This window comes from Nonomuraea sp. NPDC023979 (assembly GCF_040639085.1).
Lineage (GTDB): Bacteria > Actinomycetota > Actinomycetes > Streptosporangiales > Streptosporangiaceae > Nonomuraea > Nonomuraea ceibae.
Map to the genome: position 1 here is coordinate 330,636 of NZ_JBEZZG010000004.1, position 18,898 is coordinate 349,533.

Sequence of the window (18,898 nt, forward strand, 5' to 3'; positions counted from 1 at the left end):
GGTTGCGGTATTCGAGCCCCTTGCGGGAAGGTGAGCGAGCGATGACACGAACACTGGTGACGGGCAGCGCCGGAAGGCTCGGCCGCAGCCTCGTCACCACCCTGGCGCAGGCCGGTCACGAGGTGATCGGCGTCGACGTCACCGCCGGCACGCCCGACGAGGCCGCCGCCGTCCTGCCCGCCGACCTGACCGACCTGGGCGAGGCCTACGACGTGCTCACGCGCTTCCGGCCCGACGTCGTCGTGCACCTGGCGGCCATCGCGACCCCGTTCAGCCGGACCGACGGCGTCACCTTCCGCACGAACACCGAGCTGGCGTTCAACGTGTGCGCGGCGGCGAGCGCCACCGGCGTGGGCCGGGTCGTGGTGGCCAGCAGCCCCACCGTGATCGGCTACGGCGCCCCCTCCGGCTGGACGCCCGACTACCTGCCGATCGACGAGGACCACCCGCCCCGGCCGTGGAACTCCTACAGCCTGTCCAAGCTGGTCGCCGAGCAGACGATGGCGGCCTTCGCGCGCTGCTCCGACACCCGCTTCGCGGCGGTGCGGCCCTGCTTCGTCGTCGCCCCCGAGGAATGGGCGGGCGCGCCGACCCAGTCGGGCCACACGATCGCCGAACGCCTCGACCGGCCGGAGATCGCCGGCGTCTCCCTGTTCAACTACATCGACGCCAGGGACGCCTCCGACATGATCTCGGTGCTCGTCGACAAGCTGCCCGGCCTGCCCAACGGCGAGGTGTTCTTCGCGGGCGCCGCCGACGCGCTGGCCCGCGACCCCCTCGCCGACCTGCTTCCCGCCGTCATGCCCGCCACCAGGGCCGCGGCGATCCACCTGACCGGCACCCGTCCCGCCTTCACCTCGGCCAAGGCCGAACGCATGCTCGGCTGGACGGCCAAGCGCAGCTGGCGCACCGAACTGGAGATCGGATGAACCTCACCGGAGTCCTCTTCTTCCCCGTCACCCCGTTCACCGCGGCCGGGGAGCTGGCCGAGGACGTGCTGGCCGAGCACATCGGCCGGGGCCTCGAACACCATCCGGGGGCGGTGTTCGCGGCCTGCGGCACGGGCGAGTTCCCGGCCCTGTCGGAGGCCGAGCACGCGGCGGCCGTCCGGGTGGCGGTCAAGACCGCGCGCGGCCGGGTCCCGGTGTTCGCGGGCGCGGGCGGCCCGCTCGGCTCGGCGCTCGCCCAGGCCAGGGCGGCCCGCGACGCCGGCGCCGACGGCCTGCTGCTCATGCCGCCGTACCTGATGAAGGGCACGCCCGAGGGCTTCCTCGCCTACGTGCGCGAGGTCGCGGCGATCCTCCCGACGGTGATCTACCAGCGCGGCTCGGTCGTCCCGACGCCCGAGCAGGCGGTCGAGCTGGCGCGCGTCCCCGGCGTGATCGGGCTCAAGGACGGCCTGGGCGACATCGACCTCATCCGGCGCACGGTCCTGGCCGTGCGCCGGGAGGTGGGCGACGGCTTCATGTTCTTCAACGGCCTGCCGACCGCCGAGCTGACCATGGGCGCCTACCGCGGCATCGGCGTCGAGCTCTACTCCTCCGCCGTGTTCGCGTTCGCTCCCGACATCGCCACCGCGTTCCTGAACGGCGCCGACCGGCTGCTCGCCGAGTTCTACGAGCCTCTGGTACGGCTGCGGTCCAAGGCCCCCGGATACGCGGTGTCCCTGGTCAAGGCCGGGGTGCGGCTCGGCGGGCTGGACGCCGGGCCGGTGCGCCCGCCGCTGACCGACGCCGCGCCCGAGGACGTGGCCGAGCTGGCCAGGCTGATCGAGCACGCGCGGTCGATCCAGCAGGGGCGGTCGATCGAGCAAGGGCGGGCGCTGTGATCCGCGACCTCAGGGTCACCCCGCGGACGGTCGCGCTGCGCCGGCCGTGGGGCCCGGACGTGCCCGCCAACCACGTCCTGGTCGTCGAGGTGACGCTGGCCGACGGCCGGACCGGCACCGGGTTCTCCTGGACGCCGCAGATCGGCGCGAAGGCCGTCCAGGCCCTGCTGGAGCACGACGTCCGCGACGCGCTCATCGGCCTGGACCCGCACCCGGAGGTGGTGTGGGACCGGCTCTGGCGGCACCTGCGCGAGGCCGGGCCCGGCGGCGTCACCACGGTGGCGCTGGCCGGGGTGGACCTGGCGCTGTGGGACCTGCGGTGCGGCGAGCGCGGCCTGGCCGACGTGCTGGGCCGGCGGCGCGACAGCGTGCCCGTCTACGGCAGCGGCGTCAACCTGCACTACACGCTGGACGAGCTGGTCGCGCAGGCCGAACGCTGGAAGGCCGCCGGGCACCCCGGCGTCAAGATCAAGGTGGGCCGCCCCGACCTGCGCGAGGACGTCGAACGGGTGGCGGCGGTCCGCGAGGTCGTCGGGCCGGACACGCTGCTCATGATCGACGCCAACCAGCGCTGGGACCTGCACCGGGCCAGGCGCGCCGCCGACGCGCTGGCCCCGTACGGGCTGCACTGGCTGGAGGAGCCGCTGCCCGCCGACGACGTGGCCGCGCACGTGGAGCTGCGCCGGTCCGTCGGCGTGCCGATCGCCGTGGGCGAGAACGTCTACACCGTCTACGGCTTCCGCGACCTGCTCGCGGCCGGGGCCTGCGACGTCGTGCAGCCGAACGTCGTCCGGGTGGGCGGCATCACGCCGTTCCTGCGCATCGCGGAGCTGGCGCGGGCCTACGGCGTGCCCGTCCATCCGCACCTGCTGCCCGACCTGTCCGGGCAGCTCGCGCTCGCGCTGCCGCTGCCGTGCATGGCCGAGGTCGTCGAGGACGCCTCGTTCGCCGCGCTCGGGCTGCTGGCCGAGCCGTACCCTGTCGAGGTGTCCGGCGCGGAGCTGCGCGCCGGCGGGCACCGGGGGCTCGGCCTCCGCTGGAGGTGACGATCGTGCGTGTCGTGCTGGCCGGAGCCCACGGGTTCGGCTCCCACTACCTCGACCGGCTGCGCCGGATGCCCGGGATCGAGCTGGCCGGCGTGTGCGACGTGCGGCCGGTCGCGCCGGAGCTGCTCGACGGGCTGGGCGAGCCGGAGGTGTCCGCCGACCTGCCCGGCCTGATCAAGCGGACCGGGGCGAAGATCGCCATCCTCGCCACCCCCATCCCGACGCACGCCGACCTGGCGCTGGCCGCGTTCGGCGCGGGCGCGCACGTGCTGGTGGAGAAGCCGACGGCGGCCACGCTGCGCGACTTCGAACGCATGCGCGCCGCCGCCGACGCCGCCGGGCTGGCCTGCCAGGTGGGCTTCCAGAGCCTCGGCTCGGCCGCCGTGCCCGCCGTCCGCGAGCTCGTCGCGAGCGGCGCCGTCGGCCGCGTCACCGGGATCGGCGTGGCCGGCTCGTGGCCGCGCCCGGCCGCCTACTTCACCCGCAGCCCGTGGGCCGGCCGCCGGGTGCTCGACGGCGTCGACGTGGTCGACGGGGCGCTCACCAACCCGTTCGCGCACGCCCTGGCCACCGCCCTGGCCGTCGCCGGGGCCGAGGAGCGCGGCGCCGTCGCCTCCGTCACCGCGGAGCTGTTCCACGCCAACCCCATCGAGTCCGACGACACCTCCGCGATCCGGATCGGCCTCGCCTCCGGGGTGCCCGTGGTCGCGGCCGTGACGCTCTGCGCCGCCACGCGCGACGAGCCGTACGTGCTCGTCCACGGCACCAAGGGCCGCGTGCGGCTCACGTACACGACGGACCAGGTCCAGGTGGACGACGGGCCCGCGCGCTCCTACGAGCGGGCCGACCTGCTGGCCAACCTCGTCGAGCACGTCCGCTCCGGCGCCGAGCTGCTCGTGCCCGTGCACCGGACCGGGGCGTTCATGGAGGTCATGGAGGCCATCCGGCTCGCGCCCGACCCGCTGCCGATCGACGACGCCCACCAGGACCTGTCCGGCGAGGGGCGGGTGCTGCCCGGCATCGCCGGCGTCGTCGACGCCTGCGCCGACCGGCTGGCCCTCTTCTCCGAGCTCGGCGTGAGCTGGGCGACCCCGCTGACCGTCTCCGGGACCGTCGTGGCCGAGTACACGACCGTGAGCGACCTGCCGCTGGAGGCCGCCCCCCGGCCGTTCCTGCATCCCGTACGGACGCTCGGCGGGACCGTCGTGACCGAGGTGCGGCCCGACGACCATCCGCACCACCTCGGCGCCGGAGTGGCCGTCACCGACCTCGGCGGGCGCAACTTCTGGGGCGGCCGCACGTACGTCCGCGACCGGGGGCCCGCCTGGCTGGACGACCACGGCACGCAGCGGCACCTGTCGTTCCCCGTGCGGGAGGCGTCCGGGTTCGCCGAGCGGCTGGTGTGGGAGCGGCCCGGCGAGCAGCCGATCGTGCGCGAGGAGCGCACCGTGCGCGCCGCGCCGCTGTCGCGCGGGTGGGCGCTCGACTTCGCGTTCACGCTGCACAACCTGACCGACCGGCCGCTGACCGTGCGCAGCTCGGCCACCAAGGGCCGGGCCGGGGCCGGCTACGGCGGCTTCTTCTGGCGGGCGCCCGCCGGATCGCCGGAACTGCACGCGTTCACGGCCGCCGAGGACGGCGAGGAGCGGGTGCACGGGTCGCGGGCGCCGTGGCTGGCGCTCGCCTCCGACGACTGGACGCTGGTGTTCGCGCAGGACGACGACCCGTGGTTCGTGCGCGTCGCCGAATACCCCGGCGTCGGCACCGCGCTCGCCTGGGACACGCCGCTGGAGTTCGGCCCCGTGCTGGCCCGGCGGGTCGCCGTCGTCGTCGCCGACGGGCGGCTGACCCGCGAGGAGGCCGCCGGGCTGGTCGCCGAGCTCAGGTCCTGAGCCGCTTCGCCAGCCAGGCGAAGGCGGCCTCCTGCATCGGGACGTCGAAGGAGTGCGGGGCGTCGTGGAAGACGCCCTCGTAGCCGCCCCCGGGGTAGCGGCGGGCGATCGCCTCGTGCGCCCGCCGCATCCCCTCCGGCGGGAACAGCGCGTCCCGCTCGGCGTACTGCACCAGCAGCGGACGCGGCGCCCGCGCCGCCACCAGCGCCGGCCAGTCGCACAGGCGGGACAGGCCCGGCGGGTAGAGCATCCACGTGTGCGAGGCCACGTACCCGTCCAGCAGATCCGCGTACGCCGACACCATCGCCACCACCGCCACCGCCCGCACCTCCGGGTCGAACGCGCCCAGCAGCGCCGCCCGCAGGCCGCCGCCCGACACCCCCACGCAGCCCACCTCGCCGACGTCCGGACGGCCCCGCAGGTACGCCGCCGCCGCCAGGTCCTCGCCCGCCACCACGCCCGCCATCGACGTGCCCAGCAGCGTGCAGTACTTCTCCAGCACGTGCTCGTGGTGACCCGCCGCCGCGTCGTAGCGGTCCGCCTCCGACAGCGCCGGATCACCGGCGTACGCGGCCACCCGGTCCGGCATGTCCGCCAGCGGGAACCGGCGGCTGCCCCAGCCGAACACGTCCGGCACCAGCACCGCGAACCCGCGCCCGGCCAGCTCCCCCGCATAGGCGCGGCCGCCGTAGATCTCCTCCCGCAGCCGCCGCACCTCCGCCGACGGACCCTCCGGGCCGTCGGCGACCTTCTCCTTGCCGGCCCACTTCATCCCGGCATGGCAGTGCAGCGCCACCACCCCCGGGAGCCTGCCACGCTCGCCGCGCGGCCTCAGCAGGTACGCGCGCGTCCGCGGGCCGAAGCCCACGTCCCACGACAGCTCCTCCCCCGCCACGTCACCCGCCTCCCAGGTGCGCTCCGTCCTGACGTCGGCCGCCACCAGGTCCAGCGTCCCGATCGTCTCCCTCGCCGCCTCAGCCAGCGCCGCCCCGGGCACCGCATCCGCGAACAGCCCCCGCCGCCGCCCGGCCACCTCCACCAGCCCCGAGAACACCCCAAGATGCCGCACTACCCGTCCTTTCCTCTACGCCTGATCGCCCTTTCGGGGCCCGCCCTTCAGCCCTCCACCGGCCAGCCACCCCGCGGAGCCCCAGGACGGGCGCCCTTCCCAGGCCCGCCCCTCTGGAGGCGCCGGATCCTCCCGAGCAACCCCGTGAGGGCGCGGCCCCTCGCGAACGCGCGCCTCCCCGGGGAGCCGCAGCCCCTCAGAGGCGGACGGCCAGCCCGGGGGTGGCCCGCACCTCCCGGAGCGACCAGCCCGGGGATGACCCCTGCCTCTCGGGGGCGGCCAGCCCGGGGGCCCGCACCTCCTGGGGGCGGCCAGTCCGGGGGCCCGTGCCTCCTGGGGCGGGGTGCCCCTCACGGGTATCGCACTTCCGTGCAAGTCCCCCAAGGCGCGGCCCTTCGTGTGCGCGGCTTCTCGGAAGGGACGGGGCGCTCATGGGGGCGCCTGGTTCAGGGGGTTAGGAGGGCGGTGCCGTCGGGGGTGAGGGGGACGGGGAGGCCGGTGGCGGCGGCGCGGGTGGCGGCGACGCCGACGAGGACGCTGCGGATGCCGTCGCGGTAGCCGGCCGGGCGGCCGAGGGGGTCGTCGCCGGGCCCGCGGAAGACGTCGTCGAGCAGCAGCCGGTCGCCGCCGCCGTGCCCGCCGGCGCCCTGTTCGATGGGCACCTGTTCGGGCTGCTCCCAGTGCCGGTGGAGGGTGAGGCGGTCCCAGGCGCCGGCGGCGTGTTCCTTGCTCGCGGCGCTGGGGTCGACGGCGGCGTGCGGCGGCGTCCAGGCCCGCTCGCACACCTCCAGTTCGATCCGCCCGCGCGTGCCGTTGAAGGCGACCCGGTAGCCCTCGAAGGGCGCGTGGGCGGTGAGCGAGTAGGTGAGGATGGCCCGGTTGGCGTAGCGGACCATGACGGCCATGGTGTCGTCGATGGTCACGCCGGGCGCGAAGACGTCCTGGTCGCGGATGTAGCCGTCCTCGTGTTCGGCGTCCAGGTAGAGCCGCTTGAGCCGCTCGTCGGCGGAGATGTCCAGGATGTACGGGTCGCTGCCCAGCCCGGGTGCGCCCTGGCCGCGGGCGGGGCGCTCGCCCCGGGGCAGCGCGTCGCCGTAGAAGCGCAGGTCGGTCTGGGCGAAGACGAGCTGGGGGGCGGCGTCGAGCCACCAGTTGACCAGGTCGAAGTGGTGGGTCGACTTGTGCACGAGCAGCCCGCCGGAGCTGGCGCGGTCGCGGTGCCAGCGGCGGAAGTAGTCGGCGCCGTGGATGGTGTCGAGCGCCCATTCGAAGTGGACGGAGGTGACGTCGCCGATGGCGCCCTCGCTGAGCAGCCGATTGACGGCGGAGTTGCGCGGCGAGTAGCGGTAGTTGAACGTCACGACGAGCTTGCCGGTGCTGCGCTCGGCGGCCTCGGCGATGGCGGCGCAGCTCTCGGCGTCGACAGTGAGCGGCTTCTCGACGATCACGTCACGGCCGGCGTCGAGGGCGGCGATCACGTACTGGGCGTGGGTGGCGTCGACCGTACAGACGATCACGGCGTCGGCGAGGTCCAGGAGCTTGCCGTACTCCTGGGGGCCGAAGCAGGGCACCGGGCGGCCGATGCGCTCGGCGTAGTAGTCCATGCGGGTCCGGTTGGTGTCGCACAGGCCGGCGATCGTCCCGGTGTCCTGCCAGTCGCCCAGCAGAGCGTCGACGTACATCTGCGCCCGGTGGCCGAGGCCGACGAAGGCGTACTTGGTGCTCAACTGCTCTTCTCCCCGAGTCGAGGTGGCGGCCGGGGGCCAGGCCGGCCCCCGGCGGTGATCGCGTCAGCCGGCGATCGCGGCGTTGGCCTCCGTCAGGAACTTCTGAGCGGCGGCGTCGGGGGTGGCCCGGCCGAACATGACCTCTTCGGAGTTGCGCTTGAGGATGTCCTCCATCTCCAGGGCGCCCTTCGGCGGGACCTGGATGGGGCTCAGCTCGCTCCTGACCTCGTCGATGAAGGCGAGGGTCTTCTGGTCGGTTTCGGGGAGCTTGGTCTTGACGGCGTCGAGCACCTTGGTGTTGGTGGGCAGGCCGCGGTCGCTGAGCAGGATGGCGGCGGCGTCCGGGTCGTTGACGAGGAAGTCGATGAGCTTGGCGCCCTCTGCGGAGTGCTCGGACTTGGCGGAGGCGGCGTAGAACATGGCGGGCTGCAGGAACATCCCGCCGGTGGTGGCGCCTTCGAGCTTGGGCATGCGCAGCAGCGTCATCTCGGAGCCGGACGACTTGGTCAGCGCGTTGAGCTGGTTGCTCCACCACATGCCCATGGCGCCGGCGTTGGTGCCGAGCAGCGACTGTTCGGGGCCGGTGGCGCCGATCTCGGCGCTCTTGGCGGCGTCGGGCGAGCCCTTGGTCTCGATGAGCTTCTGGTGGATGGCCCACCATGACTTGAGCGTGTCGGGCGAGACGCCGATCTTGTTGCCGTCGTAGAACTTCTCGCCGCGCTGGGCGGCGTAGATCTGCAGGAAGGCCGGGTTGAAGTTGTACTCGGCGCCGGTGACGCCGCCCGCGCCGGAGATCTCCTGGGCGAGGGCCATCCACTGGTCCCAGGTCCAGTCGGTGTCCTTGGGCAGCTCCTTCTTGGCCTTCTCCAGCGCCGCGGTGTTGGCGACCATGGAGAAGGCGTTGACGCCGGTCGGGATCGCGTACTGCTTGCCGTCGATCTGGCCGCTGGCGAGGACCTGCTGGTCGAGGTCGGCGGTGGGCACCTTGCCGGCGAGGTCGGCGAGCGCGCCGCGGCCCGCGTACTCGCTCAGGCCGCGGATCTCGATGCTGAGCACGTCGGGGGCGTCGTTGGCGGCGACCTTGGTGGCGAGCTTCTCGTAGTAGCTGTCCCAGTTGGAGAAGTCGCCTTCGACGTCGATCGTCGGGTTCTTCTCCTCGAACTTGGCGATGACCTGCTCGGTCAGCTTCTGGCGGGCGTCGCTGCCCCAGTAGGCGAAGGTGATGGTGGTCTTGCCGCCTTCGCCGCCACCGCCTTCGCCGCTGTCGCCGCTGCCGCAGGCGGTGACCGCCGTGAGCACGGCCACCGAGAGCGCGGCGACCTTCCACATGGTCTTGCGAGAGCTGAGGTTCACAGCTCTACCTCCTCTTGGAGAGTTGCAGGGGGTGAAGAGGAACTACTTCAAACCGGTCGTCGCCACGCCCCGGATCAGGTACTTCTGCCCCGCCAGGAAGAACCCGAAGATCGGTCCCAGCGACACGATCGACATCGCGAACATCGGCCCCCACGAGGACTCGCCGCTGGAGTCGAGGAACTGGCGCAGCGCCACGGCCACCGTGAGGTTGTCGGAGTTGGTGAGATAGAGGTTCTGGCTGAAGAAGTCGTTCCACGTCCAGATGAAGGTGAAGATGCCGGTGGTGGCCAGGGCGGGCATGCACAGCGGCAGGATGACCTGGAGGAACACCCGCCAGTAGCCGGCTCCGTCGATGGCGGCGGCCTCGTCCAGCTCCCTGGGCAGGGTCCTGATGAACTGCACCATCAGGAAGATGAAGAACGCGTCGGTGGCCAGGAACTTGGGCACGACCAGCGGCCAGATCGTGTTGATCCAGTCGAGTTCGGCGAACACGATGTACTGCGGCACGACGGTCACGTGGTGCGGCAGCATGATCGAGCCCAGCATGACCGTGAACCACAGCTTCTTCAGCGGGAAGTTCAGCCGGGCGAACGCGTAGGCGGCCAGTGAGCAGGCCACCAGGTTCGCCAGCACCGACAGGCCGGTGATCACGGCGGAGTTCCACAGGTAGTAGCCGAAGGAGTGCTTGAGCGCGGTCCAGCCGTCGCCGTAGTTGTCCAGCGTCACCTCGCTGGGCCACAGTCCGGGCTCCCGGAAGATGAGCTCCTCCGGCTTGAGCGAGCTGGAGATCATCCAGAGCAGCGGGTAGAGCATGACCAGCCCGAAGGCGATCAGCAGCAGGTGCTTGAGCAGGCGGCTCCCCCGCGGCATCGGCCGGAACAGGAGCGGGACCTGCTTACTTCGAGTCGCCATAGAAGACCCAATACTTCGACGCGAGGAAGTTCACGCCGGTCAGGCCGGCGATGATGAGCAGAAGGACCCACGCCATGGCGGCCGCGTAGCCCATCTCGTAACTCTTGAAGCCCTTCAGGTAGAGGTAGAGCGTGTAGAAGAGCGTGGAGTCGACCGGGCCTCCGCTGCCGCCGCTCACGATGAACGACTGCGTGAAGGACTGGAACGACTTGATCACCTCGAGGACGAGGTTGAAGAAGATGATCGGGGTGAGCAGCGGCAGCGTGATCGAGCGGAACTGGCGCAGCTTGGTGGCGCCGTCGACGGCGGCCGCCTCGTAGTAGCTCTGCGGGATCTGGCGCAGTCCGGCCAGGAAGATCACCATCGGCGCGCCGAACGTCCACACGTGCAGGAGGATCAGCGTGCCGAGCGCCGTGTCGGGGTCGGAGACCCAGCCGGGCCCCTGGATGCCGAAGACCGCGAGCAGGCCGTTGACCAGGCCGTCGGTGCCGAAGATCTTGCGCCACAGGATGGCGATGGCGACGCTGCCGCCGAGCAGTGACGGCAGGTAGTAGACCGAGCGGTAGAACGACAGGCCGCGCAGTCCGCGGTCGAGCGCCAGAGCGAGCCCGAGGGCGAAGGCGAGCTGCAGCGGCACCGAGACGACCACGTAGACGGTGGTGACCTTCAGCGAGGTGATGAAGCGGTCGTCCTCGAAGAACATCTTGGTGTAGTTGTCGGTCCCGACCCACTTGGCCTCTTCCAGGAGGCTGTAGTTGGTGAACGACAGGTAGAGCGAGGCCAGGATCGGGCCGACGGTGATGACGAAGAGGCCGATGAACCACGGCGCGAGGAAGACGTAGGCCGCGCGGGCCTCACGCCGCCTGTGAACGTTAACGTGGGGGGTCCTCCTGCGGCGTCCTGGCGGCTGATCGGGCGCACGCTTCGGGGCGAGTGCTCGCTCCGGCGTCACAGAGATTGATTCGGACATACATCCCTCTTCCAGGCCCTGCCCGGCACGGCGGGATCGGATAGCGCCTTCCTATAGGCAGGCGAAAAGTTTCGTCAACCCTTTGCAGGTGTTACAAAGCCGTTACCGATATATCGCCAACGCCGTAGCCGCAGGTCAAGTGGCCAGGACCCCAGATGACGGAATCACAACATTTTGCCGTTGGCTCAGATCCACTACAACCGGTTGCATCATGGGAGGGCAGCAGAAAGCCGCCCCGTCCTGTCCGGCCGGGGCGGCTACCGAGCGGTAACGCTCACCAGGATCCGCCGAGCTCCTTCAACGTGAACACCCCGCCGGCACGGTCGTGCACCGGGTCGCTCAGGTCCGGCTCGCCCAGCTCGGCGACCAGGGGACCGGCGAACACCTCGGAGTCGTCGCGGGAGACGTACCCGATGGCCTCGGCCTCGCGCAGCGACCACCAGCGGCGCGCGTTGTCCGAGACGCCCCAGACGACGTGGAAGCCGGGCGCGACGAGCGCGGCCTCGACCAGGCGCGCCAGGTCGTCCGGCGAGATCCAGGTGGCCAGGCCGCGCGTGTCGGCCGGGCCCTCGTTGCAGGTGCCGAGCCTGATCACGGTCACGTTCATGCCGAACCTGTCGTGGTAGAGGCTGCCGAGCCCTTCCATGACGACCTTGCTGACCCCGTAGAAGGTGTCGGGGCGAGGGAAGGCGTAGTCGGGCAGATCCTCGCCGGACGGCGGCCTGGTCTGGAACCCGGCCGCGTGATGGCTGCCCATCAGCACCAGCTGCCGTACGCCCTCCCGCCGCGCGGCCTCCATCAGCACCTGGGTGCCGTCGATGTTGGCCCGGACGATGTCCGCCCACGGGTGCTCGCGACTCTGCCCGCCGAGGTGGAGCACCGCGTCGACGCCCGCCATCGCCTTGGCCATGGCGGACTCGTCGGCCAGATCGGCGACGGCAGCCTCCTCGCCGGGCCCCGGCTCCAGTGGGAGCAGGTCGGACAGGCGCAGGGTCCGGCCCTCGCGGGCGAGACGGGGACGGAGCAGCGTGCCGACCTTGCCGGCGGCGCCGGTCATGAGAATGCGCATGACTTCTGTTGTACACAAGCCTGGCTTGAATTCACATTCTTGAATATTGACCGTGATGTGCGTCACTCGTTACGTTCGCAGGTACCAAATTCACGTCCGCGATAGATGTCCACATATGTGAACAGGAGGCGGTCTGATGTCACGTCATCTGCTCGGGGTCGCGATCGCGACGGCCCTGACCGTAACGCTGACGGGCTGCGGCTCCGGATCATCGGGTTCGGGTTCCGGTTCGGACGAGGCTCTGGAGATCTGGATCAGGCAGACGCCCGACTCCGACTCCGCCAAGACGGCCCAGCGCCTGGCCGAGGCCTTCACCAAGGCCGCGGGCGTGCCGACCAAGGTCGTCGCGCTCTTCGACGACTTCGAGACCAAGCTGCAGCAGCAGGCGGCCCAGCGCAAACTGCCCGACATCGTCATCAACGACACCGCCCAGATCGGCAACATGCACACCCAGGGCTGGCTCACCGAGGTCGACCGGGCCTCGCTCGCGGGCGGGGACAAGCTGTCCGACCTGGCCTGGAAGGCGGCCACGGCCGCCGACGGCAAGACGTGGGCGGCGCCGTTCTCCGCCCAGGCGTTCGCGATCATCGCGCGCAAGGACTGGCGCGAGAAGCTCGGCATGGACGTCCCCCGCACCTGGGCGGACCTGGCCGCGCTGGCCAAGGCGTTCACCGAGAAGGACCCCGACGGCAACGGCGAGAACGACACCTCCGGCTTCGTGATCCCGGCCGGCACCAAGCGCGGCTACGCCTCCTGGTACGCCTCCTCGTTCATCTACGCCAACGGCGGCGACTTCCTCAGCACCACGGGCAGCGGCACGTTCGCCGCCATGACGGGCGACTCCAGGACCGTCGAGGCCGTGAAGTTCCTCCAGGACCAGTTCTGCACCGCCAAGACCGTCAACCCGGGCGCGGTCAGCAACGACACCACCGTCACCCACGAGGTGTTCGAGAAGGGCCAGGGAGGCCTCTACCTGACCGGTCCGTACGTGCTCGCCCGGTTCGTGGAGAGCATCGGCACCGACAAGATCGAGGTCTTCCCGGTGCCCAAGGGCCCCACCGGCGGCCCCGGCACGCTCGGCGAGGGCGAGAACGTCTACCTGATGGCCGGGTCCGGCAACCCCGAGGGCCAGAAGAAGTTCGCCGAGTTCGCGATCTCTGCAGAGGGCCAGCGGATCGGTATGAACAAGGACAACAACGGCGCCATCGTCCGCCTGCCGGTCAACTCCGAGGTCGACCTGGCCGCCGAGCGGAAGGACCCGCGCTGGAAGGTGTTCCAGGACGCCTACCCCGACGCCGTCTACGCCCCGCCCGTGCCGAACTGGGCGCCGATCCGCCAGACCTCGGCCGACTCCATCAACTCCGCGTGGGCCGACTGCGGCATGGACGTCCAGGCCGAGATGGACACCCTCAACGCCGAGCTCACGCGGGAACTGCAGGGCCAGAAGGCATCATGACGCCCACGCCCACCCGGGCGCGGCGGCGGGGCGCGCTGATCGCCTGGGCCTTCCTGGCGCCCGCCCTGCTGCTGTTCCTGTACTTCAAGTTCATCCCGATGTTCACCGGGCTGACGATGAGCTTCCAGGAGATCCGCTACATCGACAGCCGGTGGGTCGGGCTGGACAACTACCGCACGATCCTCACCGACGACGCCTTCGCCTCGGCCATCTGGCACAGCCTGGTGCTGGCGCTGGGCACCACGGCCGGGTCGCTGGTGCTGGGCCTGGGGTTCGCGCTGCTCATCGAGGGGCCCGCGCGTTACCTGTGGTTCGTCAGGACCGCGGCGTTCCTGCCGGTCGTGACCACGATGGCGGCCGTGGCCGAGGTGTGGCGGATCATGTACCACCCGGGCGACACCGGCATGCTCAACAGCATCCTCGGCTGGGTGGCACTGGACCCGCAGCCGTTCCTGGCCAGCGAGGACTCCTCCCTGCTGTCGATCATGGGCATGAGCATCTGGCGCGGGACCCCGTACGACATGATGATCTTCCTGGCCGGGCTGGTCGGGGTGGACCGGACGCTGTACGAGGCCGCCGCGGTCGACGGGGCGTCCACCTGGCGGCGGCTGCGGCACATCACGCTGCCGGCGCTGCGGCCGGTGTTCTGGATCCTGTTCACGCTCGCCGCCATCCGCGGCCTGCGGGTGTTCGTCGAGGTGTACGTGCTCACGAACGGCGGGCCGAACGGGTCGTCCGAGGTGCTCATGACACTGATCTACAAGCTCGGCTTCCAGACGGGCGAGCTGGGCATCGCGTCGGCAGGCGGGATCGTGCTGTTCGCGGCCACCCTGCTGCTGACCGTGCTCGTCCAGCTCATGCGGAGAAGGCAGGCGGCATCATGAGGTTCGACAGCGCGCTGGGGCTGGAGGCCAGGCGCGGGCCGGTGGCCGTGGCCGTGAAGGTCCTGCTCTACTCCGGCATGGTGCTGATCTTCACCGGGCCGCTGGTCGCGTTGCTGATCAGCGCGTTCAACGAGACGCTCGACCCGACCGCGTTCACGCTGTGGCCGGACTCCTTCACGTTCGAGAACTTCGTCCAGGCGGGCGAGCGCAACGTCTACCTCTATCTGTTCAACTCCTTCGTGGTCGTCGGGTTCGGGCTGCTGCTCCAGGTGATCGTGAGCGTGTTCGCCGCGTACGCGCTGGCGCGCAAGAAGTTCCGCGGCATGTCGATCGTCATGCTGATCATGCTGACCACGATGATGCTGCCCGAGGAGATCATCGCGATCCCGCTGTCGCTCGTGCTCGCCGACCTGCCCGTGCTGCACCTCGACCTCATCGGCACGTACGCGGGCATGATCCTGCCGGTGGGCGCCTGGGGGTTCTCCATCCTGGTCATGACCGAGTTCATGAAGGAGGTGCCGGTCGAGCTGGAGGAGGCCGCGCGCATCGACGGCGCGGGCGAGCTGCGCACGTTCTTCACGATCATCCTGCCGCTGTGCCGGCCGGCGCTCGGGGTCATCGGCGTCTTCGGCTTCACCATGATCTGGGACCAGTACCTGCTGCCGCTCATCGTGGCTCCGGAGTCGAGCATGTGGACGCTGCCCATCGCGCTGCGCTCACTCCGCTCGGACGAGGAGGTGGGCATCGGCGTGGTGCTCGCGGCCTCACTGCTGGCCCTGCTCCCGTCGATCATCGCGTTCCTCGCCTTCCAGCGTCAGTTCATGCGTGGCCTGACAAGCGGCGCCATCAAGGGGTAGGTGTCCATGTATCTGAACGCCATCCCGTATGCTGACTGGTCGAAGCCGCTGTCGAGATGGGATGATCATGGAGCCGCAGCTGGTCAAGTCCGCCGAGCGGACGGTTCGCATCCTGGAGGCCCTGGCCGCGTCCCCCACCACACTGACGCTGTCGGAGCTCCAGCAGGCGACCGGGTTCCCGCGCAGCAGCCTGCACGCGCTGATGCGCACGCTCGTCGAGCTCAACTGGGTCGAGACCGACACCGCCAGATCCGCGTTCGGCATCGGGCCCCACGCGCTGCTCACCGGCACCGCGTACCTGGACAAGGACCCGGCACTGCCGTTCGCGCAGGAGACGCTCGAAGACCTGCGGGAAGAAGTCGGGCAGACCGCCCACTTCGCCCGGCGGGACGACGCGCACGTCCTCTACCTGGCCACCCGCGACTCCCGCGAGGCGCACCACGTGATCCCCAGGGTCGGCAGGCGCCTGCCCGCCCACGTCACGGCACTCGGCCAGGTGCTGCTCGCCCAGCTCACCGACGACGAGGTCGCCGCCCTGCTCCCGACGCCGCTGACCGCCGTCACCGAGCACACGATCGTCGACCTGGAGAAGCTCACCGATGAGCTCGACCAGGTCCGCACCCGAGGCTGGGCCTACGAACGCGAGCAGGGCACGCCCGGCGTCGCCTGCGTGGCGGTCGCGGTCGACTACCGGATCCCGGCCACGGACGCGATCAGCTGCTCGATGCCGGTGGGCCTGCCGCCCGCCGAGATCGAGCGGGTCACCCAAGCGGTGATCAGACACACCCGAAAGCTGGCTGCCACTCTCCGCCGAGAGGGCATCCGCTGACATGGAGGCATAGATGCGGCTAGATGGTGTTCTCTTCTTCCCGGTGACCCCGTTCACGCCCGACGGCGGCGTGTCCGAGGAGCTCCTGAGGCGGCACGTCGCCCAGGGAGTCGAAGCCGGGGCCGGAGGCGTGTTCGCCGCATGCGGCACCGGCGAGTTCAACGCCCTCGACCCGGACGAGTACACCCAGGTGGTGACCACCGCCGTCACCGCCACGGCCGGCCGCGTCCCGGTGTTCGGCGGAGCCGGAGGCGCGCTGCCCGCCGCCCGGGCCGTCGCCAGGGCGGCCGCCGCCGCCGGGGCCGACGGGCTGCTCCTCATGCCGCCGTACCTGGTCAGCGGGCCCCCCAGCGGGCTCGTCGCCTACGTGCGCGACGTGGCGGAGGCCGGCGGGCTGCCCGTGATCGTCTACCAGCGCGGCACCGCCCGCTTCACCCCCGAGGCCGTCGCCGAACTCGCCCAGGACCCGTCGGTGATCGGCTTCAAGGACGGGCTCGGCGACCTCGACCTGCTCCAGCGCATCATCCTGCGCGTACGCGAGGCGGGCGCCGCCGGCTTCACGTTCTTCAACGGGCTGCCCACGGCCGAGTTCACCGTGCCCGCCTACCGAGGGCTGGGCGTGGACCTCTACTCCAGCGCGGCGTTCGCGTTCGCGCCCGAAGTCGCGCTCGCCTTCCACCGGGCCGTCACCGGCGGCGACGACGCGCTGGTGCGGCGGCTGCTGACCGGCTTCTACCTGCCGCTCGTCGAACTGCGCGACCTGGTGCCCGGGTACGCGGTCTCGCTGGTGAAGGCGGGAGTGCGGCTGCGCGGGCTCGAGGTGGGCGGCGTCCGCGCCCCACTGGCGGACCCGGCGCCGGAGCACGTGGCCGAGCTGGAGAAGATCATCGCAGCCGGCCTGGAAATCGCCAGCTCCTGACCTGGCAGCGAACGGGCCTCGGTTTTCCGGGGGCCCGTCTCGTGCATGTGGGGGTCCGGTCCGTCCGCTCGGGAACTGGGGACCGCCCGGTCCCTGCGGTCCCGCTCGGCCATTCGGCCCGTTCGGCCTCTGGGGCTCGCCCACCCGTTCCGGCCACTCAGCCGTTCGGCCCGTTCCGCCCGTTGGCCGTTTGGCCCTTCGGGCGTTTGGCCAGCTCGGCCGCCGGGCCCGTTCGGCCACTCGGCCTCTGGGGCCCGCCCGCCCGTTCGGCCCAGTCGCCCCGTCCGACCCGTTTGGCCGTGCGACCGTCTCGCCCGTTGGGCCTTCTGGCCCGTTCCGCCCGTTCGGGCGTTGGCCGTCTGGCCCGCTGGGGCCGTTTGGCCCGCTCGGCGTTTGGCCCGCTCGGCCGCTGGGCCCCGCCGGCCCGTTCGGCTCACTCGACCCGTCCGACCCGTCCCACCCGTCTGCCGGGCGGGCCGTCTGGCCCGCTCGGCCGCTTGACCGCGTTGGGCCGGTCCCCTCCATCAGCCCCTATGCCCCTACGCCCGCCACGTCACTACGCCCGGAAGGTGCCGTCCTCGCGGCGGGGGATGCCCAGCGGGTTGCCGTCCTTCAGCTCGTCGGGCAGCAGCTCGGCAGGCCAGTCCTGGTACGCCACGGGCGCCAGCCACCGCTCGATGGCCGTGGCCCCGACCGAGGTGGTCGCCGACGTGGACGCCGGCCACGGACCCCCGTGGTGCATCGCCCAGGTCACGGCCACCCCGGTGGGCCAGCCGTTCCAGATCAGCCGCCCGGCCTTGCGCGAGAGCACCTCGGCGACCTGCGTCGCCTCGTCGGGGTCGGTGCCGTGGATGGTGGCGGTCAGCGACCCGTCAAGCCGCTCCAGCACGGGCCGCAGCTCCGACACCTCGCGGTAGGTCACCACGACCGAGGCGGGCCCGAAGCACTCCTCCGCGACCCCCGGCAGCTTGTCGGCGAACGACTTCACGTCGGTGGTGAACACCTTGGGCGTCACCGCCCAGCCGCCCTCCCCCGGCTTGCCCTCGGCCAACAGCGTCAGCTCGCCCAGCCGCTCGACCCCGCCCAGGTAGCCGTCCCTGATGCGCTCACCCAGCATCGCGCCGCCGCTCGTGCCCTCCACGGCCGAGACCAGGGCCGTACGCAGCTCCTCGTCCTCCGGCACGAACATCAGCCCCGGGTTCGTGCAGAACTGCCCCACGCCGAGCGTCAGCGACGCCGCGAACCCACTCGCCACCTCCCCCTTAGCCGCCGACGGCAGCACCACGACGGGGTTGACACTGCCCAGCTCGCCGTAGAACGGGATCGGCGTCTCGCGCTGGTCGATGAGCCCCTGGATCGCCTTGCCCCCGGCGATGGACCCGGTGAACCCGGCCGCCACCACCCCCGGGTGCTGAACCAGGTTCACACCCGCCTGCATGCCCTGCACCAGCCCGAGCAGATCCGGGTACGGCAGCGCGTCCCGGACGATCCTGGCCACCCGCGCGGAGGTGCCCGGGTGTCCCGGGTGCGCCTTGACCACGACGGGACAGCCCGCGGCCAGCGCCGACGCGGTGTCGCCACCGGCCACCGAGAAGGCGAACGGGAAGTTGCTCGCCGCGAACACCGCCACCACCCCGGCCAGCGGCTGCTTCATCCGCCGCACGTCGGGCCTGGGCGGCGTGGCCGAGGCGTCGGCGTGGTCGACGATCGCCTCGAGGTAGCCACCGTCCCTGATCACCTGGGCGAACAGGCGGAACTGCCCCGCCGTGCGCGCGACCTCGCCGCGCAGCCGGACCTCACCGAGCGCGGTCTCCCGGTCGGCGAGCTGCCAGAGCTCCTCGACGTGGGCGGTGAGCGCGTCAGCGACGGCTTCAAGCGCCTCGGCGCGCTCGGCGGCCGGTGTCGCACGCCATGCCGAACCGGCGGCGGCCGCGGCGGAGACGATCAAGTCGACCCCGGCACGATCCGTCTCAGGAACCGCGTCACCCACGGTCTCGCCGGTCCTGGGGTCGTATCCATAGATCATCGAATGGTCCTTCAGTCTTGACACCTTCTCCGGCTCATTCTTACAGTTGCCAGAACTGTCC

16 protein-coding genes are annotated in these 18,898 nt (G+C 71.5%); 9 read left to right on the top strand and 7 right to left on the bottom strand.

The genetic code is table 11. The annotated features are described in order from the left end of the window. Nucleotides 1-41: 41 nt before the first annotated feature. The 4 genes from AB0G11_RS10785 to AB0G11_RS10800 are packed head-to-tail and all read left to right on the top strand — an operon-like array spanning nucleotide 42 to nucleotide 4,766. Complete coding sequence (locus AB0G11_RS10785) at nucleotides 42-929, top strand: NAD(P)-dependent oxidoreductase (RefSeq protein ID WP_219503346.1); 888 nt, start codon at nucleotides 42-44, stop codon at nucleotides 927-929. Then, nucleotides 926-1,828, top strand: a complete 903-nt coding sequence (locus AB0G11_RS10790) for a 5-dehydro-4-deoxyglucarate dehydratase (protein ID WP_357585259.1) — start codon at nucleotides 926-928, stop codon at nucleotides 1,826-1,828. Before AB0G11_RS10785 ends, AB0G11_RS10790 begins: the two co-directional genes overlap by 4 nt. Beyond that, nucleotides 1,825-2,874, top strand: a complete 1,050-nt coding sequence (locus AB0G11_RS10795; protein ID WP_357585261.1) for a mandelate racemase/muconate lactonizing enzyme family protein — start codon at nucleotides 1,825-1,827, stop codon at nucleotides 2,872-2,874. The genes AB0G11_RS10790 and AB0G11_RS10795 overlap by 4 nt, the downstream gene beginning before the upstream one ends. Before the next feature lie 5 nt (nucleotides 2,875-2,879). After that, nucleotides 2,880-4,766, top strand: coding sequence for a DUF6807 family protein (locus tag AB0G11_RS10800; RefSeq protein ID WP_357585263.1), 1,887 nt, complete (start codon nucleotides 2,880-2,882; stop codon nucleotides 4,764-4,766). Here the strand turns inward: AB0G11_RS10800 and AB0G11_RS10805 are convergent. The 6 genes from AB0G11_RS10805 to AB0G11_RS10830 form a co-directional block, all read right to left on the bottom strand. Then, on the bottom strand, nucleotides 4,756-5,835 hold the full coding sequence (locus AB0G11_RS10805) for a hypothetical protein (RefSeq protein ID WP_357585265.1): 1,080 nt from the start codon (nucleotides 5,833-5,835) through the stop codon (nucleotides 4,756-4,758). The genes AB0G11_RS10800 and AB0G11_RS10805 overlap by 11 nt on opposite strands. 446 nt (nucleotides 5,836-6,281) lie before the next feature. Next, nucleotides 6,282-7,562: a Gfo/Idh/MocA family oxidoreductase gene (locus tag AB0G11_RS10810; protein WP_357585267.1), complete on the bottom strand. Its 1,281-nt coding sequence runs from the start codon at nucleotides 7,560-7,562 to the stop codon at nucleotides 6,282-6,284. Between the two features lie 63 nt (nucleotides 7,563-7,625). Further along, entirely contained in the window at nucleotides 7,626-8,915 is a 1,290-nt protein-coding gene (locus AB0G11_RS10815) for an extracellular solute-binding protein (RefSeq protein WP_357585269.1), read from the bottom strand. A 42-nt stretch (nucleotides 8,916-8,957) separates the two neighbouring features. After that, nucleotides 8,958-9,827, bottom strand: coding sequence for a carbohydrate ABC transporter permease (locus tag AB0G11_RS10820; protein WP_357585271.1), 870 nt, complete (start codon nucleotides 9,825-9,827; stop codon nucleotides 8,958-8,960). Further along, nucleotides 9,811-10,797: a sugar ABC transporter permease gene (locus tag AB0G11_RS10825; RefSeq protein ID WP_219503367.1), complete on the bottom strand. Its 987-nt coding sequence runs from the start codon at nucleotides 10,795-10,797 to the stop codon at nucleotides 9,811-9,813. The genes AB0G11_RS10820 and AB0G11_RS10825 overlap by 17 nt, the downstream gene beginning before the upstream one ends. A 274-nt stretch (nucleotides 10,798-11,071) precedes the next feature. Next, nucleotides 11,072-11,866, bottom strand: a complete 795-nt coding sequence (locus AB0G11_RS10830) for an NAD(P)-dependent oxidoreductase (protein WP_357585273.1) — start codon at nucleotides 11,864-11,866, stop codon at nucleotides 11,072-11,074. Nucleotides 11,867-12,002: 136 nt separating this feature from the next. Here AB0G11_RS10830 and AB0G11_RS10835 point away from each other — a divergent pair, with 136 nt between their 5' ends. The 5 genes from AB0G11_RS10835 to AB0G11_RS10855 all read left to right on the top strand — a co-directional run bounded on the left by AB0G11_RS10835 (nucleotide 12,003) and on the right by AB0G11_RS10855 (nucleotide 16,811). After that, the gene (locus tag AB0G11_RS10835; RefSeq protein ID WP_357585275.1) at nucleotides 12,003-13,322 is read left to right on the top strand and encodes an extracellular solute-binding protein; all 1,320 of its coding nucleotides are present in this window, start codon (nucleotides 12,003-12,005) and stop codon (nucleotides 13,320-13,322) included. Continuing rightward, nucleotides 13,319-14,206: a sugar ABC transporter permease gene (locus tag AB0G11_RS10840; protein ID WP_357585277.1), complete on the top strand. Its 888-nt coding sequence runs from the start codon at nucleotides 13,319-13,321 to the stop codon at nucleotides 14,204-14,206. The genes AB0G11_RS10835 and AB0G11_RS10840 overlap by 4 nt, the downstream gene beginning before the upstream one ends. Further along, the gene (locus tag AB0G11_RS10845) at nucleotides 14,203-15,063 is read left to right on the top strand and encodes a carbohydrate ABC transporter permease (protein ID WP_357585279.1); all 861 of its coding nucleotides are present in this window, start codon (nucleotides 14,203-14,205) and stop codon (nucleotides 15,061-15,063) included. Before AB0G11_RS10840 ends, AB0G11_RS10845 begins: the two co-directional genes overlap by 4 nt. A 67-nt stretch (nucleotides 15,064-15,130) precedes the next feature. After that, nucleotides 15,131-15,892 (top strand): IclR family transcriptional regulator, encoded by a 762-nt coding sequence (locus AB0G11_RS10850; protein WP_219503377.1) that lies wholly within the window; start codon nucleotides 15,131-15,133, stop codon nucleotides 15,890-15,892. Nucleotides 15,893-15,905: 13 nt separating this feature from the next. Further along, complete coding sequence (locus AB0G11_RS10855) at nucleotides 15,906-16,811, top strand: 5-dehydro-4-deoxyglucarate dehydratase (RefSeq protein ID WP_357585281.1); 906 nt, start codon at nucleotides 15,906-15,908, stop codon at nucleotides 16,809-16,811. A 556-nt stretch (nucleotides 16,812-17,367) separates the two neighbouring features. On the opposite strand, the gene AB0G11_RS10860 is transcribed toward AB0G11_RS10855, so the two are convergent. After that, a complete protein-coding gene (locus tag AB0G11_RS10860) occupies nucleotides 17,368-18,837 on the bottom strand; it encodes an aldehyde dehydrogenase (NADP(+)) (protein WP_357585283.1) in 1,470 nt (489 codons plus the stop codon). Nucleotides 18,838-18,898: the final 61 nt, after the last annotated feature.